The following is a 22,769-nucleotide window of genomic DNA, read 5'->3' on the forward strand; positions in this document are numbered from 1 at the left end:
GCCTGGCGCTGCCAGTTGTGTGCCGTTGTCGTTAGCGACACACGATGTCATTCGCGCTGCCTTCCCCTACCTGCGGCAGCCTTCTCCCCGATGCCTGCCTCCGCCTCTCCCGCACCGCCGGGAATCTGATCTTGCATTTCTCCGGACGACCGAAATGGGATTCCCGCCTGCGCGGGAATGACAAAGGCATGCGACAACATGCGCGCCTTCTCTTGCCTAGGTCTATTGGCGAGACAGGAGAAATGGGTAGCCCGTTGGTGCCAGTCCCGGCAAGCCCCCACGGGGTGGGAACCGCACCCGGTTCACCGAGGACAACTCCCCAAATCCCACGACCAAAATAGCGCCTTCCCATAACCCCCGGAAACAAAATCCCCCCATACCCAGCCCCGCTCCCGTCCACTTTTGTCGCATCGCATGATCAGGCGAAATTGCCCAAACACATGTGTATAGCTCATGCGTCACATTCACGCCCAGCGCTAAGTGCTTAATTATTCTAGGATTTGGGTTTGTAAGTTTCCTGAACGAATGCCGCTAAGTCTTTGACTTCATTGGGAAAAATCGCAATTTTGTTGCCCGATATTACTTGACCGCAAAAACGCCATCCTCTAAAGTGGGCGCAAGTGTGAAAAAGTGTATTTTTGTGGGGGAAATTCCTTCCGTTTTGACAAAATCACTTTTCACTGCGACGCACAAAAAACCACCGGTCGGGAGGGAAGTCAAGAGTGTTTCAGGGCGCGTCATCGTTGAATCTCGATGCGAAGGGGCGGATGACCGTTCCTTCGAAGCATCGCGACGCCCTGACAGTGCAGTGCGAAGGCCGGGTCACGCTGACCAAGCATCCGCACGGCTGCCTCCTGCTCTTCCCCCGCCCGGTATGGGAAAACCACCGCGAACAGATCGCCGCGTGGCCGATGTCGGCCCGCGCCTGGCAGCGGATCTTCCTCGGCAATGCGTGCGACGTCGACATGGACAGCGCCGGCCGCATCCTGATCTCGCCGGAACTGCGCCAGGCGGCAGGGTTGACGCGCGACGTGATGGTATTGGGCATGGGTAGCCATTTTGAAATCTGGGATGCCGCCAAGCTCGCGGAAAGCGAGGCGCAAGCGATTGCGGGCGGCATGCCGGATGCATTGAGCAATTTTTCGTTCTGAGCCGCGATGACTGAACAAGCAGGTCCAGAACTGCAGCACCGGACGGTGCTGCTGCAGGAAGCGGTCGATGCGCTGGCAATACAAGGGGAGCGCACCGGCGGCGTGTATGTCGATGGCACGTTCGGCCGCGGCGGGCATAGCCGGCTGATCCTCGAACGCCTGGGGCCGACCGGCCGCCTGGTGGCGTTCGACAAGGATCCGCAGGCGATCGCCACCGCGGAGCGAATCGATGATCCGCGGTTCGAGATCGTGCACGACAGCTTCGCGACGATGGCGCAGGCCTTGCAGGAACGCGGCATCGCGCGGGTAGACGGCATTTTGATGGATCTGGGGATTTCCTCGCCGCAGGTTGACGACGCGGCGCGGGGATTCAGTTTTCGCTTTGACGGTCCGCTCGACATGCGCATGGATACCACGCGCGGCATATCGGCAGCACAGTGGCTGGCGACGGAAACCGAACAGACAATCGGAAAGGTGATCAGAGACTATGGGGAAGAACGGTTTGCTTTTCAGATTGCAAAGGCGATTGCTGCTCGCCGGGCAATCGAGCCAATTTCAGGCACACGACAGCTTGCCGAGATCGTGGCACACGCCGTCAAGACACGTGAAAAGGGCAAGGACCCGGCCACTCGTACCTTTCAGGCTATCCGGATTTACATCAATAAAGAGCTTGAAGAACTCGAAGTAGGCCTGGCAGCTGCATTAGAAAAACTCAGCCCGCAGGGGAGACTGGCTGTGATCAGCTTTCATTCGCTGGAAGATCGCATCGTCAAGCGCTTCCTGGCCGCCAAGGCCAGCGCGCCGCAGCCCGACCGCCGCCTGCCGATTCGTGCGGTCGACCTGCCCCGCCCCGATATCCGGCTGATCGACAGGATCAAGCCGAGCGACGAGGAAGTCGCCGCCAACCCGCGCGCCCGCTCAGCCATCATGCGCGTGGCCGAACGTCTTTCCGCCACGGAGAACGCCTCGTGAGCGGACGCATCAACGCCATCCTGACAATCGCCCTGGTGGGCTGCGCGCTTTCCCTCGTGAATGCGCAGTACCAGGCGCGCCGCCTGTTCATCGAGCTGGAAAGGGCGCAGGCCGCCTCGCGCCAGCTCGACCTCGAATGGGCACAGCTCCAGCTGGACCAGTCCACGCTGGGCAAGCATGCGCGCATCGAAAGCGTCGCGCATCGCGAACTCAACATGGTGCCGGTGACCCCGGCACGCACGCAATACCTGACCATGGGGGCCAAATGACACGCGCAGCCGCTGCCAAGGGAGTCCCGTTCAGTGCCAGCCCGGTGCTTGCCGTCAAGCTGCCGACCTGGCGTTCTCGAGCCGTCCTGTTCATCCTGTTTTCCGCCTTTGCCACGCTCGCCGGCCGCGCGCTGTACCTGCAGGGCATGTCCACCGAGTTCCTGCAGAAGCAGGGCGCCTCGCGCTACGCGCGCACCATCGAGCTGCCTGCGACCCGCGGGCGCATCACCGACCGCAACGGCCAGGTGCTGGCCTCGTCCATGCCGGTCAAGGCGGTGTGGGCCATTCCCGAGGACGTGCTGGCCGCGCCACCGGAAAAGATCGGCAAGCTGGCGGCACTGCTCGACATGAGCGAACGCGACTTGCGCAAGAAGCTCGATTCCGACGCCAACTTCGTCTACCTCAAGCGCCAGGTCGAGCAGGACGTGGTCGACAAGATCGTCAAGCTCGGCATCGACGGCGTGGAAACCCGCAAGGAATACAAGCGCTACTACCCCGAGGGCGAGGTGATGGCGCACATCGTCGGCTTCACCAACGTCGAGGACGCCGGCCAGGAAGGCATGGAGCTGGCCTTCCAGAAGGAACTGTCGGGCGTGACCGGCAGCCGGCGCGTGATCAAGGACCGCCTCGGCCGCATCGTGGAAGACATCGGCGCGGTGCGCGAGCCGCACGACGGCAAGAACCTCACGCTGTCCATCGACCGCACCATCCAGTACATCGCCTATTCCGCGCTCAAGGATGCGTTCGAGAAGCAGAAGGCGAAGGCCGCCGGCGTGGTCGTGCTGGACGCCAAGAGCGGCGAGGTGCTGGCGCTGGCGAACTTCCCGACCTATAACCCGAACGACCGCACGCACCTGACCGGCGCGCAGCTGCGCAACCGCGTCCTGACCGACACCTTCGAGCCCGGCTCGGTGATGAAGCCGTTCTCGGTCGGCCTGGCGCTGGACAAGAACATCGTCACGCCCTTCACCAACATCCAGACCGCGCCCGGCCGCATCACCATCGGCCGCGCCACCATCGGCGACGCCCACGCCCATGGCATGCTGACGGTGCAGCAGATCATCGAGAAATCGTCGAACGTCGGCACCACCAAGATCGCGCTGCAGATGGAACCGCAGACGATGTGGGAAATGTTCACCGCCGTCGGCTTTGGCCAGCAGCCTAAAATCGGCTTCCCCGGCGCGGTGGCCGGCCGCGTCCGCCCCTACAAGAACTGGCGGCCGATCGAGCAGGCCACGATGAGCTATGGCCACGGCATCTCGGTCTCGCTGATCCAGATGGCGCGCGCCTACACGGTGTTCACCAACAACGGCGAGATCCTGCCGGTGACCTTCCACAAGATCACCGAGCCGCCGCACGGCCAGCGCATCTTCTCCGACAAGACGGCGCGCGAGATGCAGACCATGCTCGAGATGGCGGCCGGCCCGACCGGCACCGCGCCCAAGTCGCAGGTGCCCGGCTACCGCGTGGCCGGCAAGACCGGCACGGCGCACAAGCTGGTCGGCGGCCAGTATGCCAACAAGTACGTCTCTTCCTTCGTCGGCTTCGCGCCGGTATCCAACCCGCGCATCATCGTCGCGGTGATGATCGACGAACCCACCGCCGGCCTGCACTACGGCGGCGACGTCGCGGCCCCGGTGTTTTCCACGGTGACCATGAACGCGCTGCGCGCCATGAACGTCACGCCGGATTCGAAGGTGACCGACATCATCATCCCGCCCGATGCGCTGAAGGAGAGCCTGTAATGGCCGAACCGGCCGACACGTCGAGCCTGCCTGGCGCCGTGACCGGGGTGACGGACTGGCTGCGCGCGCATGCGCCGCAGGCCGGCCTGTCCTCGGACTCGCGCGCCATCCGGCCGGGCGACGTGTTCTTCGCCTTCCCCGGCGACGCCGCCGACGGCCGGCGCTTCATCGAGAACGCCATCGAGGCGGGCGCGAAGGCGGTGGTGTTCGACGAGGACGGCTTCGACTGGCGGGCCGAGTGGCCGCTTCCCCATCTCGCGGTGTCCGGTCTCAAGGCCCTGTCCGGCCCCGTCGCCAATGCCTGGTACGGCCGGCCCGATGCCGCCATGTTCAGCGTTGCCGTGACCGGCACCAATGGCAAGACGTCCTGCAGCCAGTGGGTCGCGAAGGCGATCTCCCAGCTCGGCGAAAACGCCGCCGTCATCGGCACGCTGGGCACCGCGCTCTACCGCAAGGGCGCGCACGCCGGCTTCAGCGAAACCGGCTACACCACGCCGGATGCGATCGTGCTGCAGCGCCGCCTCGCCGGACTGCGAGACGCCGGCGCGCGCGCCGTGGCCATCGAGGCATCATCGATCGGCATCGCGCAAGGCCGCATGGACGGCATGCATGTCGACGTTGCCGTGTTCACCAACCTCACGCGCGACCATCTCGATTATCACGGCGACATGGCGGCTTATGAAGCCGCCAAGCGCCGCCTGTTCGACTGGCCGGGCTTGCAGGCCGCCGTCGTCAACCTCGACGACGATGCCGGAATGCGGCTTGTGAAATACATCCAGTCAACCCATCCGCAGGTGCGCCTCATCGGCTATACGCTGCAAGAGCGGCAACTGGAGGGCGGCAAGCTGTTGCGCGCCGCCGACATCCGCAGCGCGCAAGGCGGAACGTCCTTCCGCATCGAAGGAAATTTTGGCTCCGGGCAAGTTAAGACGAAACTCGTGGGCAACTTTAATGTCAGTAACGTCCTGGCGGTGCTTGGTGCGCTCATGGCGAAAGGGGCCGATTTCAAATCGGCCATTGACGCCCTGGAATCACTCGCCGCCGTACCCGGCCGCATGCAGCAGCTGGGCGGGCAGGAGGCGCCGTTGATCGTCATCGATTACGCCCATACGCCGGACGCGCTGGAAAAAACGCTGTCGACCCTCCGCGAGGTGGCGAAGCAGCGGGCAGGGGAACTGTGGTGCCTCTTTGGTTGCGGCGGAGACCGCGATCCTGGCAAGCGTCCGCAGATGGGCAAGGCATCGGAGCTGGCTGACCGCATCGTGGCCACCAGCGACAATCCGCGCAGCGAAGAACCGGCCGTGATCCTCGAACAGATTGTTCAGGGCATCGCGGTGGAGAAGCGCGGCGCGGAAGTCTTGCAAGTCATCGAGGATCGCGCAACGGCCATTCTGTGGGCGGTGCGCCATGCGGCGAAAAACGACGTGGTTCTGCTGGCCGGCAAAGGCCACGAACCATACCAGGAAATCAAGGGCAAGAAATTGCCGTTTTTGGATGCAGACCATGCCGCGCTCGCGCTGGCTGCACGGGCAACCATGAAGGGGACTTATTAATGAAATCGTCATTGGCTGCCATTCAGCCATGGATTTCGCAAGCGACCACCGCCAATGCGGCGGCCGGTGGCTTGGGCGATGTTTTGTTTGACGGCGTGTCGACCGACAGCCGAAATGTATCCGCTGGCAACCTGTTCGTCGCGCTGCGCGGCGAGCGCTTCGACGCACATGCCTTCCTGAACGACGTGGCCGCCCGGGGCGTGGCCGCGGTGGTGGCCGAGGAACTGCCCGCCGGCTTCACGCTGCCGGCCATCGTGGTGCCCGACACCCGCGCCGCGCTCGCGCAGATCGCCGCGGGCTGGCGCAAGCAGTTCACAATGCCGGTCATCGGCGTCACCGGCAGCAACGGCAAGACCACCGTCAAGGAAATGATTGCCGCCATCCTGAACGCCGCCTTTGGCGCGGAGCAGTGCATGGCCACGCGCGGCAACCTCAACAACGAGATCGGCGTGCCGCTCACGGTGTTCCGCATGCAGGACGGCATGAAGGCTGCCGTGGTCGAACTCGGCATGAACCATCCGGGCGAGATCGCCGTGCTGGCCTCCGTGGCCAAGCCCACCGTCGGCCTGGTCAACAATGCCCAGCGCGAACACCAGGAATTCATGGCCAGCGTGGAAGCCGTCGCCCGCGAGAACGGCGCGGTGATCCAGTCGCTGGATGCAGCCGGCACCGCCGTCTTCCCCGCCGATGACGAATTCACCAGCCTGTGGCGCGGCTTTGCCGCCGACGCCGGCTGCAAGGTCATGACCTTCGGCCTGGATGGCGACGCGGATGTGTCCGCCACCTACGCCGCCAGCGCCTTCGGCAGCGAACTGACCGTCAGCGCCCAGGGCAAGACCTTCAAGCTCAAGCTTTCCGCCGCCGGCGTACACAACGTGCGCAACGCGCTCGCCGCCACGGCCTGCGCGCTGGCCGCCGGCATTCCGGCCGACGCGGTCATCCGCGGACTGGAATCCTTCGCGCCCGTCAACGGCCGCCTGCAGCGCAAGACCGGCAAGCACGGCGCGCTGGTGGTGGACGACACCTACAACGCCAATCCCGATTCCGTGCGCGCCGCCATCGACGTGCTCGCCAGCCTGCCGGCGCCGCGCGTGCTGGTGCTGGGCGACATGGGCGAAGTCGGCAACGACGGCCCGGCCTTCCACGAGGAAGTCGGCGCCTATGCGAAAAGCCGCGGCATCGAGCGCCTGTTGGCGCTGGGCGACCTGGCGCGCCACAGCGCCCGCGCCTATGGCGGCGAGGCCGAGCATTTCGGCGACGTCGCCGCGCTCAATGCCAAGGTGGATAGCCTGGCCGCCTCCGGCACCACGGTGCTGGTGAAGGGATCGCGCTTCATGAAGATGGAGCGCGTGGTGCAACATCTGACCGCGTCCGCCGACGCGCAGCAGGGAGGCCACTGACATGCTGCTCTGGCTCGCGCAATATTTCCAGCAAGACCTCGGCGCCCTGCGCGTCTTCAACTTCATCACCTTCCGCGCGGTGTTCGCCACCCTGACGGCGCTCGCCATCGGCCTGATTTCCGGACCGGCGGTGATCCGCATGCTGACCCGCCTGAAGGTCGGCCAGGCGGTGCGCAAGGATGGTCCGCAGACCCACTTGATCAAGTCGGGCACGCCCACCATGGGCGGCGCGCTGATCCTGCTGGGCATCGGCATCTCCACCTTCCTCTGGGCCGACTGGAGCAACCGCTTCATCTGGGTGGTGCTGGTCGTGACCCTGGGCTACGGCGCCATCGGCTGGGTCGACGACTACCGCAAGGTGGTCTACAAGAACCCGGAAGGCATGTCCTCGCGGGAAAAGTATTTCTGGCAATCCCTGATCGGCCTGGTCGCCGCGATCTACCTCGCCTTCTCGGTGTCGGCGCCGACCAACACCAAGGTCTGGCAACTGTTCATGGCCTGGGTGCAGTCCGGATTCAGCCTCGACCTGCCGCCCAAGGCCGACCTGATCGTGCCCTTCTTCAAGACCATCAGCTATCCGCTGGGCGTGTGGGGCTTCATTCTGCTGACCTACCTGGTGATCGTCGGATCGAGCAACGCCGTCAACCTCACTGACGGCCTGGACGGCCTTGCCATCATGCCCACGGTGATGGTCGGATCGGCCCTCGGGCTCATCGCTTACCTCACAGGCAGCGCGGTGTACGCGAAATACCTCTTTATTCCGCATATTCCCGGCGCCGCGGAATTGTTAATCTTCTGCGGTGCGATGGCCGGCGCCGGCCTTGCCTTCCTGTGGTACAACGCGCATCCCGCGCAGGTATTCATGGGCGACGTCGGCGCGCTGGCCCTCGGCGGGGCGCTGGGAACCGTCGCCGTCATCGTGCGCCAGGAAATCGTGCTGTTCATCATGGGCGGCATCTTCGTGGTCGAAACGCTGTCGGTGGTGATGCAGGTGACGTACTTCAAATATACGAAGAAGCGTTTCGGCGTGGGCCGGCGCATCCTGCTGATGGCGCCCCTGCACCATCATTTCGAACAGAAGGGCTGGAAAGAGACGCAGGTCGTCGTGCGCTTCTGGATCGTCACGATGATGCTGGTGCTGTTTGGATTGTCAACCTTGAAGCTGCGTTGATGGTGGAATCGGTGAATTACCAAGGCAAACGTGTACTCGTCCTCGGGCTGGGTGAATCCGGCCTGGCGATGGCATTGTGGCTGGCGCGCTGCGGCGCGTCGCTGCGCGTTGCCGACACGCGCGAGGCGCCCGCCCGTCTGCCGCAGCTGCAAGAAGCGGCGCCGGACGCGGAATTCATCGCCGGCGGCTTCGACGCGGCGCTGCTCGACGGCGTGGACGTCGTCGCCGTCAGCCCGGGCCTCGCGCCCGGCCGCGAGCTCGCCGCCATCGTGCCCGCCGCGCAGGAACGCGGCATTCCGCTGTGGGGCGAGATCGAACTGTTCGCCCGGGCGCTGGCCGCGCTGCGCGACGAGCGCGGTTACCAGCCCAAGGTGATCGCCATCACCGGCACCAACGGCAAGACCACGGTCACCAGCCTTACCGGCCTGCTGTGCCGCCGCGCCGGCCTGTCGACGCGCATCGCCGGCAACATCAGCCCGGCCGCGCTCGACGTGCTGCGCGCCGCGCTCGACGAAGACGCGCTGCCCCAGGCCTGGGTGCTGGAGCTGTCGAGCTTCCAGTTGCACTTCACGCATTCCCTCGACGCCGACGTGGCCACGGTGCTCAACCTGACCCAGGACCACCTCGACTGGCACGGCAGCATGGACGCCTATGCCGCCGACAAGGCCCGCATCTTCGGCGCGCGCACCGTGCGCGTGCTCAACCGCGACGACCCGCTGGTGATGGCGATGGCCTCGCCGGCCGCGCCCTGCGTCAGCTTCGGCGCCAATCGGCCGGAAGCACCTGACTGCCTCGGCCTGATGGACGACAACGGCATGCACTGGCTGTCGGTGGCGGTCGCCGCGGAGGAGGGCGAGAAAAGCGCCGGGCGCCGCCGCAAGAAAGACAGCGCCGACGTGCCGGTGACGGTCACGCGCCTGATGCCGGCCGACGCCCTCCGCATCCGCGGCCAGCACAATGCCGTCAATGCCCTGGCGGCGCTGGCCCTGTGCCGCGCCATTGGCCTGACCCTCGCGCCCCTGCTGCACGGCCTGCGCGACTATGCCGGCGAGCCCCACCGCGTGGAACTCATCGCCACCGTCGGCGAGGTCGATTACGTCGACGACAGCAAGGGCACGAACGTCGGCGCCACCGTCGCCGCGCTCAACGGCCTCGGCGTGATGCAGGGCGGCCGGCTCGTGCTCATCGCCGGCGGCGACGGCAAGGGCCAGGATTTTTCCCCGCTGGCCGCGCCGGTGGCGAAGTTCGCGCGCGCCGTGGTCCTGATCGGCAAGGACGCCCCCGCCATCCGCGATGCCATCGCCGGCACCGACGTCGAGATTTTGTCGTGCGCCACGCTGGAAGAAGCGGTCGAGCGCGCCGCCGCCCTGGCCCGGCCGGGCGATGCGGTGCTGCTGTCCCCGGCCTGCGCGAGCCTCGACATGTTCCGCAACTATGCCCATCGCGCCGAAGTGTTCGTCGACGCGGTGCGTGAACTGGCGCTGGCGCGCGGCGAGGTGATTGCATGAAGTTCGCCCTGCCGTCCTTCCTGACCTCCGCATCCGCTCCCGCCGCCCCGGTGCGCGTGGCGCAGCGTTCCAGGATGATGGAATACGACCAGCCGCTGGTGTGGGTGGTGCTGCTGCTGATGCTGTTCGGCATGGTGATGGTGTACTCCGCCTCGATCGCCTTGCCCGACTCGCCCAAGTACGCCAGCTACAAGACCACCCACTTCCTGATTCGCCAGGGCGCCTTCATCGCCGTCGGCATGCTCGCCGGGCTGCTGGCCTTCCGCGTGCGCATCGAAACCTGGCAGAAATGGGCGCCCTACCTCTTCGTCGGCACCCTGGTGCTGCTGCTGCTGGTGCTCATTCCCGGCATCGGCAAGGGCGTCAACGGCGCCAAGCGCTGGCTGTCGTTCAAGGTCTTCAACCTGCAGCCCTCGGAAATGATGAAGCTGTGCGCCGTGCTCTACGCCGCCGACTACTCGGTGCGCAAGCAGCAGGTGATGCACAAGCTGACCAAGGGCTTCTTCCCGATGGCGGCGGCAATCGGCTTCGTCGGCGCGCTGCTGATGCTCGAGCCCGACCTCGGCGCGCTCGGCGTCATCGTCTGCATCGCCATGGGCATCCTCTTCCTCGGCGGCTTCAATGCGATCTGGTTCGGCGGCATCGGCGCCACGCTGGTGGGCGTGTTCAGCCTGATCATTGTGCTCTCGCCGTGGCGGCGCGAGCGCATCTTCGCCTACCTCAATCCCTGGGACGAAGAGCACGCGCTCGGCAAGGCCTACCAGCTGTCGCACTCGCTGATCGCCTTCGGCCGCGGCGAACTGTTCGGCGTGGGACTGGGCGGCAGCGTGGAAAAACTGCATTACTTGCCGGAAGCACATACCGACTTTCTGTTGGCTGTCATCGGCGAGGAGCTCGGCTTCGTCGGCGTGCTGGTGGTGGTGGCGATGTTCTACTGGATCGTCAAGCGCGCCTTCGACATCGGCCGCCAGGCGATCGCCATGGACATGACCTTCGCCGGCCTCGCCGCCAAGGGCATCGGCATCTGGATCGGTGTGCAGACCTTCATCAACATGGGCGTGAACCTCGGCCTGCTGCCGACCAAGGGCCTGACGCTGCCGCTGATGAGCTACGGCGGTTCGGGCGTGATGCTCAACTGCATCGGCCTCGCCATCCTGCTGCGCATCGACTACGAGAACCGCCTGCTGATGCGGGGAGGCCGGGTATGAAGCGGCTTCTCATCATGGCGGCCGGCACCGGCGGCCACATCTTCCCCGGCCTGGCGATTGCCCGCACCATGCAACAACGCGGCTGGCAGGTGTCCTGGCTGGGCACGCAGCACGGCATGGAACGCGAGATCGTGCCGAAGCACCGCATCGACATGGACAGCATCGACTTTGCCGGCCTGCGCGGCAAGGGCCTGATGCATACCGTGCGCGGCGGCTTCAAGATGCTCGCCGGCTTCGCTTCCTGCTTCAGCATCATCGGCCGCCGCAAGCCGGACGTGGTGCTCGGCATGGGCGGCTACGTCACCGTCCCCGGCGGCATGATGGCCAGGCTGCGCGGCGTGCCGCTGGTGCTGGTCAATGCCGACGCGGCCCTGCTGCTGTCGAACAAGACCCTCGCGCCGGTCGCCAGCCGCGTGCTGTTCGGCTTTCCGGCCGAGTTCGGCGCCGCTGCCGGCAAGGCGGTCGTGACCGGCAACCCGGTGCGCCAGGAAATCATCGACGTCGCGCCGCCGGCGCAGCGCTACGCGGCACGCAGCGGACCGCTGCGCCTGCTGGTGGTCGGCGGCAGCCTCGGCGCGAAAGCCCTGAACGACACGCTGCCCGCCGCGCTGGCGCGCATCCCCGCGGGCGAGCGCCCGCTGGTGACGCACCAGTCCGGCAAGCAGCACATCGACGCCCTGCGCGGCGCCTACGCCGGCGCGCAGGTCCAGGCGGAAGTGGTGGATTTCATCGACGACATGCCGCGCCGCTATGCCGAGGCCGACCTCGTGATCTGCCGCGCCGGCGCGATCACGGTGTCTGAACTCACCGCGGCCGGCGTGGCCAGCGTGCTGGTGCCACTGGTGGCGTCGACGACCTCGCACCAGCGCGACAACGCGCAGTGGATGGCGAAGCAGGACGCGGCGCTGCACCTGCCGCAGAGCGAGCTGAGCCCGGAACGGCTGGCGGCTCTGTTGCAGTCGCTGAAGCGGGAAGATTGCCTGCGCATGGCCGAGGCAGCGCATGCGATCGGGCGGCGGCAGGCGAATGAAGAGATTGCGAAGGTGCTGGAGCAGGTGGCTGGGAAGGAAGGCAAATGAGGTACTTCCCTGCCGCCGCAAAGGAAAAAGAGCTCCCTCCCCTTCAAGGGGAGGGCAGGGGTGGGGATGGGTTTCAGTCGAATGTAAAGAACAGCATCCAGTTCGCTGGTGATGTCAATGCTGTTCTTTGCTTGCTGCGGAAACCCATCCCCACCCCGACCCTCCCCTTGAAGGCGAGGGAGTTGAACGGCCGCCGTGAGGCGGCGTATAAAGTATGAAACACAAAGTCAAAAACATTCACTTCGTCGGCATTGGCGGCAGCGGCATGAGCGGCATCGCCGAGGTGCTGCTCAACCTCGGCTACCGGGTGTCCGGTTCCGACCTGGGCAGCAACGCCGCGACGCAGCGCCTGGCCAAGCAGGGCGCGACGGTGCATGTCGGCCATGCGGCGGAGTACATCGAGGGCGCGGACGCCATCGTCACCTCGACTGCCGTGCGCCACGACAATCCGGAAGTGGTGGCCGCGCGCGCGAAGCGCATTCCCATCGTGCCGCGCGCGATGATGCTGGCCGAACTCATGCGCCTGAAGCAGGGCATCGCCATCGCCGGCACCCACGGCAAGACCACCACCACCAGCCTGGTGGCGAGCGTGCTGGCCGAGGGCGGGCTGGATCCGACCTTCGTCATCGGCGGCCGCCTGACCAAGGCCGGCGCCAACGCCAAGCTCGGCACCGGCGACTTCATCGTTGCCGAGGCCGACGAATCCGATGCGTCCTTCCTCAACCTGTCGCCGGTCATCGAGGTCATCACCAACATCGATGCCGACCACATGGACACCTACGACCACAGCTTCGCCAAGCTGAAGCAGGCGTTCGTGGAGTTCACCAACCGCCTGCCGTTCTACGGCGTGGCGATGCTGTGCATCGACGACGCCAGCGTGCGCGAGATCATGCCCTTCATCTCCAAGCCGATCACCACCTACGGCTTCCATGCCGATGCCCAGGTGCGCGCGGCGAACGCCCAGGCCGTGGACGGCAAGATGCAGTTCACCGTGCTGCAGGAAGGCCATGCGCCGCTGGACGTCACGCTGAACCAGCCCGGCATGCACAACGTGCAGAATGCCTGCGCCGCCATCGCCATCGCGCGCGAACTCGGCGTGGATGACCGCGCCACGCAGAAGGCGCTGGCCGAATTCAACGGCGTGGGACGCCGCTTCACCCGCTACGGCGAAATCGCGCTGCCGGAAGGCGGCTCCTTCGCCCTGGTGGACGACTACGGCCACCATCCCGTGGAAACCGCGGCGACCCTGGCCGCCGCGCGCGGCGCCTATCCGGGCCGCCGCCTGGTGCTGGCCTTCCAGCCGCACCGCTATACCCGGACCCGCGACCTGTTCGAAGACTTCGTGAAGGTCTTGTCGAGCGCCGATGCGCTGCTTCTCGCCGAGGTGTATGCCGCCGGCGAGCAGCCCATCGTCGCTGCCGACGGGCGTTCCCTGTCGCACGCCTTGCGCGTGCTCGGCAAGGTCGACCCGGTGTTCGTGGAAAACATTGCCGACATGCCCGAGACCATCCTGCGCATCGCCCGCGACGGCGACGTGGTGATCACCATGGGTGCCGGTTCGATCAGCGCCGTGCCGGGCAAGTTGTCCGCCGCCGGCCAAGGATGAAAAAAACATGAGTCAGTTCGCAACACAATTTGGAAAAGTCGGCGTGCTCTTCGGCGGACGCTCCGCCGAGCGCGAAGTCTCGCTAATGTCCGGCAGCGGCGTGCTCAAGGCGCTGCGCATCAAGGGCGTGGACGCGCATGCCTTCGACCCGGCCGAGCGCGGCATCGCCGAGCTCGCCGCCGAGAAATTTGATCGCGTGTTCATCGCGCTGCACGGCCGCTACGGCGAGGACGGCACCCTGCAGGGCGTGCTCGAGCAGCTCGGCATTCCCTACACCGGCTCCGGCGTGATGGCTTCGTCCATCGGCATGGACAAGGTGATGAGCAAGCGCATCTGGATCAACCACGGCCTGCCAACGCCGCGCTTCCTGACGCTGGACGCGAAAGGCGCCACCGCCGAGGAACTGCGCACCGTGCCCGACGAGCTCGGCCTGCCGCTGATGCTCAAGGCGCCGCACGAAGGCTCGACCATCGGCATCAGCAAGGTGCAGGGCTACTCCGACATGCAATCCGGCTTCGCGCTGTGCGCGAAATACGACGAAGTGGTGCTGGCCGAGGAATTCATCAGCGGCCGCGAACTCACCGTGCCGGTGCTGGGCAAGGGACGCGAAGCCCGTGCCCTGCCCATCGTGGAAATCCGTGCGCCGCAAGGCAACTACGATTACCAGAACAAGTATTTCAGCGACGACACGCAGTACTTCTGCCCCGCGCCGCTGGACGAGGCGCTGACCAAGCGCATCCAGTCGCTCGCGGTGCGCGCCTTCAACGCGCTGGGCTGCGCCGGCTGGGCGCGGGTGGACTTCATGCTGCGCGCCGCCGACAACGAGCCCTTCCTGCTGGAGATCAATACCTCGCCCGGCATGACGGGGCACTCCCTGGTGCCGATGGCGGCCAAGGCGGCGGGCGTGAGCTATGAAGACTTGTGCGTCGAGATCCTGCGCATGGCGGACCTCGACCTGAAACCCACGCAGGACTGGAAGCCGGCTTAAGGATAAGGGACGCGAACGAACCATGTGGCACGACATCCGGATGCTCAACGCAACGACCAACACGCTGCTCGGCGCAGTGGCGGTGTCGGTGCTCGCGTCCGGCATCTGGTGGCTGTCGCAGCGTCCGATGTTCACGCTGCGAACGATACGCATCGAAGCTGTCGGCGAGAGCGCGCTGCGCCACGTTAATCCCTCGACCGTGCGCGCCACGGCCGTGCCGCGCATCAAGGGCAACTTCTTCACCGCCAACCTGGAGACCGTCCGGGGCGCGTTCGAGGCGGTGCCCTGGGTGCGCAAGGCGTCGGTGCGGCGCGAGTGGCCCAACAGGCTGATCGTGACCGTGGAAGAGCATCTTCCGCTGGGCACCTGGGGCGACGCGGGCAAGCTGGTGTCGGTGAAAGGGGACGTGTTCACCGCCAACCTGGCCGAGGCGGAAGAGGATGGCGAACTGCCGGAGTTTTCCGGGCCGGCGGGCAGCGAGAAGGAAGTGGTGAGCCGGTATCGCGAGCTGGCCGACTGGTTCAAGTCGATCCGCCTCGTGCCGGACGCGGTCAGCCTGTCCGACCGTTATGCCTGGTCGGTGCGGCTGAACAACGGCATGACGGTGAACCTGGGACGGGAGCAGACCAGCGCCATGCTGAAGGAAAGGGTGGACCGGTTCACCGGCATCTACCCGCAGCTCGCCGAGCGGCTGCAGAAGATTGATAGTGTGGACATGCGGTACCCGAACGGACTGGCCTTGAAGGCAGAGGGATTGACGCTGGGCAAAGACAAGAAACCAAAGCGATAACATGACAAAAGACGTGAAAAACCTGATCGTCGGCCTCGACATCGGCACCTCCAAGGTGGTGGCGGTGGTGGCCGAGGTCTTGCCCAACGGGCGGCATGAGGTCATCGGCCTCGGCCAGCACGAATCCAAGGGACTCAAGAAGGGCGTGGTCGTCAACATCGAGGCCACGGTCGAATCGATACAGCGCGCGCTGGAAGAAGCCGAGCTGATGGCCGACTGCAAGATCAAGAATGTCTATACCGGCATCGCGGGCAGCCACATCCGCAGCTTCAATTCCAGCGGCATGGTGGCCATCAAGGACAAGGAAGTCACCTCCACCGACGTCGCGCGCGTGATCGAAACCGCCAAGGCGGTGAACATTCCCACCGACCAGCAATTGCTGCATACCGTGCCGCAGGAATTCATCGTCGACAGCCAGGAAGACGTGCGCGAACCGATCGGCATGAGCGGCATCCGCCTCGAGGTGAAGGTACACATCGTCACCGGCGCGGTGTCGGCGGTGCAGAACATCGTGAAGTGCGTGCGCCGCTGCGGCCTCGAAGTGTCCGACCTCATCCTGCAGCCGATGGCGTCCGCCGAATCGGTGCTCACGCCCGACGAGAAGGAACTCGGCGTGGTGCTGATCGACATCGGCGGCGGCACCACCGACGTCGCCATCTTCACCGAAGGCGCGATCCGCCACACCGCGGTGATCCCCATCGCCGGCGACCAGATCACCAACGACATCGCGATGGCGCTGCGCACGCCGACGGCGGAAGCGGAAGAAATCAAGTTGCGCTACGGCGTCGCCAAGCAGGTGCTGGCCGACCCGGGCGAAACCATCGAGGTGCCGGGGCTCGGGGATCGCGGTCCGCGCACCCTGTCGCGCCAGGCGCTGGCGGCCGTGATCGAGCCGCGCGTCGAGGAATTGTTTGCGCTGGTGCACCAGGTGGTGCGCGAGTCCGGCTACGAGGAAGTGCTCTCGTCCGGCATCGTGCTCACCGGCGGCACCGGCATGATGCCCGGCATGGTCGAGCTGGCGGAAGACATCTTCCTCAAGCCGACCCGGCTGGGCGTGCCGGAGTACAGCGGCCAGCTCGCGGACGTGGTCCGCAGCCCGCGCTACTCGACGGTGCTGGGTTTGTTGTTGGAAGCGAAGAAGCAGTACCTGCGCGGCCATACCGTCACCAAGCAGGACGGGTCGGTGAAGGCAGTCTGGCAACGCATGAAAGAGTGGTTCCTCGGTAATTTCTAGGTCGTTGTTCTAGTCGTATTCGTGGTTTTGCATTTGAAGCATCATTTTTCAATCTAAAAAGAAGTGCGCAGTTAGCAGTCGCTAGTCGCCACACCGCGTGGTGATTATCGACTGGCAACTGCATCTTGATAAGGGAGTCAACATGGAAATCGATCTGATCGATAACGCAACACTCGGCACCGTGATCAAGGTGGTCGGTGTCGGCGGCGCGGGCGGCAACGCCGTGCAGCACATGATCAACAAGGGCGTGTCCGGCGTGGAATTCATCGCCGCCAACACCGACGCCCAAGCGCTGGCCCAGTCCAACGCCCACAACATCATCCAGATCGGCGAGACCGGCCTGGGCGCGGGCATGCGTCCCGAAGTCGGCCGCAAGCTGGCCGAGGAATCCCGCGCGCGCATCGAAGACGCGCTGCGCGGCGCGCACATGGTGTTCATCGCCGCCGGCATGGGCGGCGGCACCGGCACCGGCGCGGCGCCCATCGTCGCCCAGGTCGCCAAGGAACTCGGCGCGCTGACCGTGGCCGTGGTCTCCAAGCCCTTCTCCTACGAAGGCGCGAAGTGCATGGAAATCGCCAACGAAGGCCTCGACGAGCTGAGCCAGTATACCGACTCGCTGATCGTCATCCTCAACGAGAAGCTCGAAGAGATCTACGAAGACGACAGCATGATGGAATGGCTGCAGCACGCCGACGACGTGCTCAACAACGCGGTCGCCGGCATCGCCGAAATCATCAACGTGCCCGGCCACATCAACGTCGACTTCAACGACGTCAAGACCATCATGGGCGAGCAGGGCAAGGCCATGATGGGCACGGCCACCGCCGCCGGCGTGGACCGCGCGCGCATCGCCGCGGAACAGGCCGTGGCCTCGCCGCTGCTGGACGGCATCGACCTCTCCGGCGCGCGCGGCGTGCTGGTGAACGTCACCGCTTCCCGCAGCCTGAAGGGCAAGGAAATCAAGGAAGTCATGGCCACCGTGCGCGCCTTCGCCGCGCCGGACGCGTCCATCGCCCAGGGCATCGCCTACGACGACACCATGGGCGACGAGATCCGCGTCACCGTGGTCGCCACCGGCCTGGGCCGCGCCCGCAAGAACGTGCAGCTCGTGCAGACTCCGGTCCTGCGCACCGGCACCCACAACGAGCCGCTGATGGCCCACGGCGGCGCGCAAGTCCAGCAGGGCAGCGCCCAGCCCGCCAACGCCGCCTTCAACGGCCTGAAGGCTCCCGCCGTCTGGCGCCGCGAATCGGCTTCCGAGACGGTGCGCGCGCTCGAGAAGAACGGCATGGAAACCTACGACATCCCGGCATTCCTGCGCAAGCAGGCTGACTGATCCCGGTCCACGCCATTGCAACGCCGCGTTCCCGCGAGGGGCGCGGCGTTTTTTCCTTCCACGGACAGGAAGGCCTGCCGCCATTCCCGCTTCCTGCAAATCCGGCAAGAACAGGGCATACTGCGCAAGCGCCGCGCGGCCCGCGAGATCGTCCGCCGGCAGCGCCACGCCCGCACACCAACCACACACCTAGGAGAACGCCATGACCATCAACGTCGGCGACGGCCTGCCCGAGGGCACGCTGTCCGAATACATCGAAGTCGAGACCGAAGGCTGCTCCCTCGGTCCCAACACCTTCCAGGTCAGCGACCTGGTCAAGGGCAAGACCATCGCCATCTTCGGCCTGCCCGGTGCCTATACGCCCACCTGCTCGGCGCAGCACGTGCCCGGCTACGTGAAGCTGGCCGACCAGCTCAAGGCCAAGGGCGTGGACGAAATCTGGTGCATCTCGGTGAACGACGCCTTCGTGATGGGCGCCTGGGGCCGCGACCAGAAAGCCACCGGCACCGTGCGCATGATGGCCGACGGCAGCGCCACCTTCGCCAAGGCGCTCGGCCTGGACATGGACCTTACCGCCCGCGGCATGGGCGTGCGCATGCAGCGCTGCTCCATGCTGGTGGTGGACGGCGTGGTCAAGCAACTGAACATCGAGGCGCCCGGCAAGTTCGAGGTCTCGAACGCCGAAACCCTGCTCAAGCAACTCGGCTGACCGGGCATCCCGGAACGAAAAAAAGCCCGCGCGATGCGGGCTTTTTCATTGTTCGCCCCGGGCGGGCGAAGCTGGCGTTCCGGTTCAGGAACGGCGGCGGCGCGACAGCGCCAGGCCGAGGCCGGCCAGGCCCATCAAGGCGATCGTTCCCGGTTCCGGCACGCGGGTCACGGATTCCACGTACACCACCATGTCCTGGTAGTCGCGGTCGGAGCCGGCGCTCAGCAGGGTGTCTTCCCAGCCGAGGATGTAGCTCGACGGACCCCAGACGCCGGCCGGACGGGTCGGCAGCTTGATCGTGTCGCCATCGCCCTGGTAGGCAACCATCTGGTCGTTGCCGCCATTCAGGAGGGCCTGGGAGTACAGCACCGGGCCGTTGGCGGTGCCCATGTAGTAGCCGAAGGTGGCGCTGGTGAATTGGGACGACACGCCGTTGGCGCTGAACCTGAAGGTGTCGGTCACCGACAGGAATGCCTGATCGCCAGACGCGCCGGCGCCGGAGAACAGCTGCAGGTAACGCGTCGGATCGTTCACGTCATAGATGCCGAAGGTATTGGTCGACGACCGGCCGGCGACTTCAATCACCATGGTCGCCACCGAACCGCCGGACGCTTCAATGCGGAAGCGGCCATCCTCGGAAGCCTGGTTGGCATTGACGTCGGGCGCGGCGGAAAGCGGCGTGCCGGCGGCGGTGTAGAGGTTGTTGATTACCTGCTGCAGATCCGGCGACTCTCCGCCGAGCAGCACTGTGGTTGCGAAGGACGATGCGCATGCCATCATCGCGGCAGCGGCAACCAGTGTCTTGATCATTTTCATTTGTCATCCACCCTTGGTTAGTCGAAGCTTTACAAGAAATTTGTGTTGCCGGCTTCAATTAGCGGGTTTTGTGCCAGTTAGAAAAATCAATTACTTAGCGTTGTTAGTAACTGGAACCGTAAAGTTTGTCGACGGTTTTGGGAGAGGACTGGTTGGTCCGAAGTGAGGCGAGGGCAGGACAGCGACATTTCCAAAAGGAAATGAAAAGCGAAGCAGAGGACAAAAGCCAGTTCGCCCACTTGCCGCGTTCCCCGCAGCCGGGACAGGCCACAGTCATGCCGATGGGGCAGGAGGTCGAACCTCCACATCTTTCCCAGACGATTACTCAGGCGGATGACGGCATCCGCTCAAACAATCGAACAAGGTCGCCCGAAGTAACTCCCACATGGGTGTTGAAGCAGTTTTCTTTGGGTACTTTCTTTGTCTGCTGACAAAGAAAGTACTTGGGCCGCCGGGACCAGCCCCGGCTTGGTCCCACGGAGTGGGAGCCGCAACCGGTTCACCGGAGAGACGTGCGCAACCGCCGTTGAAATAGAATCCCCGCCTTCGCGGGGATGACGGAGCGTTGCGAGGATGACGGCGCGTTGTGCGGACGACGAAGCGTTGTAGAGATGACGGAAAGCCGCACGAAGCAGGTTGCCGCGCACGACGAAATGTGGCGCGTCCGCCGCCGGCAAGCGCCAATGACAGCCGTAATCATGGACAACGCCCGATCCTCGCGCGAGGACCCGTCCAAGTCCCCCCTAGTTCGGCAACTTACCCGCAAACGTCGCCAACTGCGCCGCCGAAATATACTGCGAAAGATCCACCTTCCAAGTCCCGTTCGCCCCGCAAACCTGGTAGGTCGCGGAAGACCGCACCGCCTTGCAGCTGGTCCGGTCCTTGTCCGGCGTCACACCGCCATTGCTCCCAAGCACTTCCGCCGTCGTCAGCATCTCGTCATAGCTCGGCACGCTGATGGTGGAAGCATTCTCCTGTGCCCCGACCATCAGCATGTCGGCGTTCATCGATGCCACGGTATTGGTGGAGTCGTAGATCCGCCGGAAGATGGCGACGAGGCGCTGGCCGTAGGGATTGGTCGCCCTGAAGGTGGAGGGCAGGTAGGACTTGTAGATCAGCCAGTTCGCATCCACGGCGCAGGTGTGCAGGGTGGCGTCGTTGGTGGTGGTTCCGCCCGTGCCGAGGACGGTGTCCGCCTTGATCTGGCAATACGAGGCGGCGCCGGTGCCGTCGGCCATGGCGGCCAGCATGCCGGTGGAATTCGCGAGGTAGTACTGCGACGCCGCCTGCATGAAGGCTTGCGCGTGCTCGGCGACGTTCTTGGCGCGCATGTCGCGCGCATTCTGCGCCATCCAGGGAATGGTCAGCACGAAGGTGGAGATCATGATGGCCAGGCCGAGGATGACCTCGGCCAGCGTCAGTCCCTCCTGCCGCAGAGGCAGTCGTTTCGTGAAGCGTGCCAGGCGTGCCATGGTCAGCATTGCGTCGCGGTGGCGGAGGCGCCGGCATCGCCGTACCAGAGATAGTTCTTGCCGCCCGAGCTGACGCTTTGCGCGGCGGCGGCGGGTTGCATGAGTTGCGTCATCCCGCTGGTCGCCGACTCGTCCAGCTTGGCGCAGATGATGAAACCGCCGGTGCTGTCCACGATCGCCTTCCAGCTGCTGCCGAGCGCGAGGTTCTTCATGGAGTCCGGCGTGGAGCTCGACTGGACGATGGTCTGCCATGAAATCGTGCCGGCCGGCGGACGGTTGGCGGTAACGTAGTAGCTCGTCAGCAGCATGAAGGTCTTGTAGAGGCCGATCTCGACGTTCGCCGCGCGGGCGCTGCGCGGCAGTTCCCGCTCGAGGTATTTCCCGTTGATCAGCATGCCGGTGGTGAACAGCAGCGATAGCGACAGCATCGACATGATGACGTTCATGGGCTCAGCGTATTTCCATGCCGATCATCGTGCTGGCGACGGTGCAGTTGGTGGCGAGGACGGACGGCGTCAGGGTCGTGCCCGCCTTGTAGGCGGTGCCGCCGGTGACCGTGCCGCCGGAGGACGTCATGCCGGTGCCGATGTTGATGTTGTAGGCATACTGGCTGGCCGAGCCGGCGAGCTGCAGGCACTGGTCGCTGTCGTTAGGCGTGATCACCACGGCGAAGGACGAGGTGCCGCCGGTGAGCACGACGGTATTGTTGTTGATGTCGGCCAGCACGCCGGTCGTTCCCGACTTGGCCTTGAAGCTCTTGTAGGGGAAGAAGCTGGTGCTTGCCAGGGAGCTGGCAGTCACGTTGGAGAAATCGTTGGTGACGCCGAAGGTCTGCTTCAGCTTGGCCGCGAGCAGCGCCGTGTCTTCAACAAGTTGCGTCGGCACCAGCGCCGCGGTCGCGTACTTGTAGCCGGAAAAGCCGACCACCGCGATCGATGCGCCGATGGCCAGCACCAGCAAGGTTTCGGCGATGGTCAGGCCTGCCTGCTTGTGCGGCAGCGTGGCGCGGCCCGCATGGAATGCCCTGGGGACCGGCTTGAGCGCGAACTGTTCTTTCTGCATGGTGCTTTCCTTTCGACTGGAATATGTCCTGGCTGGAATGTGCCCGCGCATCGATGGATGTCGGGGCGGGCGATTGCTTGCTGCTTGCCTGATACTTTGCCGGAGCGAACCGGCCTGCGGCACAAGTGTTAACCGGAGCTAATCTTCAGGGCGTCTCAATGCAACTCGATGCCCACGAGCGCATTGCCGTTCGCGCAGCCGTTCGGGTCGCCGAGCGCGCTCGACGTGACGGTGCTGCCCAGCTTGTAATCCACGCCCGATGCGCCCGCCAGCGCGCCGGTGCTGGCGCTGACCGACGGGCCAACGCGGATGCGGTAGGCATAGGAGGCCGCGCTCGTCGCCAGGCGCATGCACTGGTCGGCATCGCTGGCGGTGAACAGCAGCGCCAGGCTGGCCGGCCCCCCGCTCAGGGCGACCGGATTCATGCGGATGTCCGAGAGCGTGGTGCCGTCCGTGCTGAAGCTCTTGAACGGCAGGATCTTCGCGGAGGTCAGCGTCGGAACGTCGATGCCGGAATAGCCGGCAAAGGAGAATGTCGACTGCAGCCGGGTTGCCAGCGCGGCGGTATCCTCCACCATCTGCCGCGACTGCATCTCGGCGTTCACGACGCCGTAGCCGGCGCCCAGAAGGGCGACCACCGTGACCGCGACCGCGATCGCGAGCAGGGATTCCGCGAGGCTCATGCCGGCCTCGCGCGGCG

Annotated in this window: 22 protein-coding genes; 17 read left to right on the forward strand and 5 right to left on the reverse strand. The window is 65.2% G+C overall.

The genetic code is table 11. The features are described from left to right. The first annotated feature begins 722 nt into the window (after window positions 1–722). The 16 genes from mraZ to G3574_RS25895 all read left to right on the forward strand — a co-directional run bounded on the left by mraZ (window position 723) and on the right by G3574_RS25895 (window position 18,719). On the forward strand, window positions 723–1,151 hold the full coding sequence (gene mraZ / locus G3574_RS25820) for a division/cell wall cluster transcriptional repressor MraZ (protein ID WP_163968442.1): 429 nt from the start codon (window positions 723–725) through the stop codon (window positions 1,149–1,151). Between the two features lie 6 nt (window positions 1,152–1,157). After that, window positions 1,158–2,123, forward strand: coding sequence for a 16S rRNA (cytosine(1402)-N(4))-methyltransferase RsmH (rsmH, locus tag G3574_RS25825; protein WP_163968443.1), 966 nt, complete (start codon window positions 1,158–1,160; stop codon window positions 2,121–2,123). Continuing rightward, window positions 2,120–2,392, forward strand: a complete 273-nt coding sequence (ftsL, locus tag G3574_RS25830) for a cell division protein FtsL (protein WP_163968444.1) — start codon at window positions 2,120–2,122, stop codon at window positions 2,390–2,392. Before rsmH ends, ftsL begins: the two co-directional genes overlap by 4 nt. Further along, window positions 2,389–4,137 carry a peptidoglycan D,D-transpeptidase FtsI family protein gene (locus G3574_RS25835; RefSeq protein ID WP_163968445.1) on the forward strand — a complete coding sequence of 583 codons (1,749 nt, stop codon included), beginning with the start codon at window positions 2,389–2,391 and terminating at the stop codon, window positions 4,135–4,137. Before ftsL ends, G3574_RS25835 begins: the two co-directional genes overlap by 4 nt. Further along, window positions 4,137–5,690: a UDP-N-acetylmuramoyl-L-alanyl-D-glutamate--2,6-diaminopimelate ligase gene (locus G3574_RS25840; protein WP_163968446.1), complete on the forward strand. Its 1,554-nt coding sequence runs from the start codon at window positions 4,137–4,139 to the stop codon at window positions 5,688–5,690. Before G3574_RS25835 ends, G3574_RS25840 begins: the two co-directional genes overlap by 1 nt. Further along, complete coding sequence (locus G3574_RS25845; RefSeq protein ID WP_163968447.1) at window positions 5,690–7,090, forward strand: UDP-N-acetylmuramoyl-tripeptide--D-alanyl-D-alanine ligase; 1,401 nt, start codon at window positions 5,690–5,692, stop codon at window positions 7,088–7,090. The genes G3574_RS25840 and G3574_RS25845 overlap by 1 nt, the downstream gene beginning before the upstream one ends. A 1-nt stretch (window position 7,091) precedes the next feature. Continuing rightward, window positions 7,092–8,261, forward strand: coding sequence for a phospho-N-acetylmuramoyl-pentapeptide-transferase (mraY, locus tag G3574_RS25850; RefSeq protein WP_163968448.1), 1,170 nt, complete (start codon window positions 7,092–7,094; stop codon window positions 8,259–8,261). Between the two features lie 11 nt (window positions 8,262–8,272). Further along, window positions 8,273–9,769, forward strand: coding sequence for a UDP-N-acetylmuramoyl-L-alanine--D-glutamate ligase (gene murD, locus G3574_RS25855; RefSeq protein ID WP_163968449.1), 1,497 nt, complete (start codon window positions 8,273–8,275; stop codon window positions 9,767–9,769). A gap of 74 nt (window positions 9,770–9,843) precedes the next feature. Next, a complete protein-coding gene (gene ftsW, locus G3574_RS25860; RefSeq protein WP_235953628.1) occupies window positions 9,844–10,977 on the forward strand; it encodes a putative lipid II flippase FtsW in 1,134 nt (377 codons plus the stop codon). After that, complete coding sequence (murG, locus tag G3574_RS25865) at window positions 10,974–12,056, forward strand: undecaprenyldiphospho-muramoylpentapeptide beta-N-acetylglucosaminyltransferase (protein WP_163968451.1); 1,083 nt, start codon at window positions 10,974–10,976, stop codon at window positions 12,054–12,056. The genes ftsW and murG overlap by 4 nt, the downstream gene beginning before the upstream one ends. 214 nt (window positions 12,057–12,270) lie before the next feature. Next, entirely contained in the window at window positions 12,271–13,662 is a 1,392-nt protein-coding gene (murC, locus tag G3574_RS25870; RefSeq protein ID WP_163968452.1) for a UDP-N-acetylmuramate--L-alanine ligase, read from the forward strand. Window positions 13,663–13,669: 7 nt separating this feature from the next. Continuing rightward, on the forward strand, window positions 13,670–14,650 hold the full coding sequence (locus G3574_RS25875; RefSeq protein ID WP_163968453.1) for a D-alanine--D-alanine ligase: 981 nt from the start codon (window positions 13,670–13,672) through the stop codon (window positions 14,648–14,650). A gap of 22 nt (window positions 14,651–14,672) precedes the next feature. Next, window positions 14,673–15,440, forward strand: coding sequence for a cell division protein FtsQ/DivIB (locus G3574_RS25880; protein ID WP_163968454.1), 768 nt, complete (start codon window positions 14,673–14,675; stop codon window positions 15,438–15,440). 1 nt (window position 15,441) lies between these two features. Further along, complete coding sequence (ftsA, locus tag G3574_RS25885; protein WP_163968455.1) at window positions 15,442–16,674, forward strand: cell division protein FtsA; 1,233 nt, start codon at window positions 15,442–15,444, stop codon at window positions 16,672–16,674. Between the two features lie 142 nt (window positions 16,675–16,816). Continuing rightward, window positions 16,817–18,010 (forward strand): cell division protein FtsZ, encoded by a 1,194-nt coding sequence (ftsZ, locus tag G3574_RS25890; RefSeq protein WP_163968456.1) that lies wholly within the window; start codon window positions 16,817–16,819, stop codon window positions 18,008–18,010. Between the two features lie 202 nt (window positions 18,011–18,212). After that, window positions 18,213–18,719 (forward strand): peroxiredoxin, encoded by a 507-nt coding sequence (locus tag G3574_RS25895; RefSeq protein WP_163968457.1) that lies wholly within the window; start codon window positions 18,213–18,215, stop codon window positions 18,717–18,719. Window positions 18,720–18,803: 84 nt separating this feature from the next. On the opposite strand, the gene G3574_RS25900 is transcribed toward G3574_RS25895, so the two are convergent. Further along, window positions 18,804–19,535 carry a DUF4114 domain-containing protein gene (locus tag G3574_RS25900; RefSeq protein WP_163968458.1) on the reverse strand — a complete coding sequence of 244 codons (732 nt, stop codon included), beginning with the start codon at window positions 19,533–19,535 and terminating at the stop codon, window positions 18,804–18,806. 200 nt (window positions 19,536–19,735) lie between these two features. Here G3574_RS25900 and G3574_RS25905 point away from each other — a divergent pair, with 200 nt between their 5' ends. Continuing rightward, complete coding sequence (locus tag G3574_RS25905) at window positions 19,736–19,966, forward strand: hypothetical protein (protein ID WP_163968459.1); 231 nt, start codon at window positions 19,736–19,738, stop codon at window positions 19,964–19,966. A gap of 312 nt (window positions 19,967–20,278) precedes the next feature. On the opposite strand, the gene G3574_RS25910 is transcribed toward G3574_RS25905, so the two are convergent. The 4 genes from G3574_RS25910 to G3574_RS25925 form a co-directional block, all read right to left on the reverse strand. Beyond that, window positions 20,279–21,016, reverse strand: coding sequence for a hypothetical protein (locus G3574_RS25910; RefSeq protein WP_163968460.1), 738 nt, complete (start codon window positions 21,014–21,016; stop codon window positions 20,279–20,281). Further along, window positions 21,010–21,453 (reverse strand): hypothetical protein, encoded by a 444-nt coding sequence (locus G3574_RS25915; protein WP_163968461.1) that lies wholly within the window; start codon window positions 21,451–21,453, stop codon window positions 21,010–21,012. The genes G3574_RS25910 and G3574_RS25915 overlap by 7 nt, the downstream gene beginning before the upstream one ends. A 4-nt stretch (window positions 21,454–21,457) precedes the next feature. Further along, a complete protein-coding gene (locus G3574_RS25920; RefSeq protein ID WP_163968462.1) occupies window positions 21,458–22,069 on the reverse strand; it encodes a PulJ/GspJ family protein in 612 nt (203 codons plus the stop codon). Between the two features lie 155 nt (window positions 22,070–22,224). Then, entirely contained in the window at window positions 22,225–22,752 is a 528-nt protein-coding gene (locus tag G3574_RS25925) for a hypothetical protein (RefSeq protein WP_163968463.1), read from the reverse strand. Between the last annotated feature and the right edge of the window lie 17 nt (window positions 22,753–22,769).

The organism is Noviherbaspirillum galbum, from assembly GCF_010974945.1.
In the GTDB taxonomy this organism is placed as follows: domain Bacteria; phylum Pseudomonadota; class Gammaproteobacteria; order Burkholderiales; family Burkholderiaceae_D; genus Noviherbaspirillum; species Noviherbaspirillum galbum.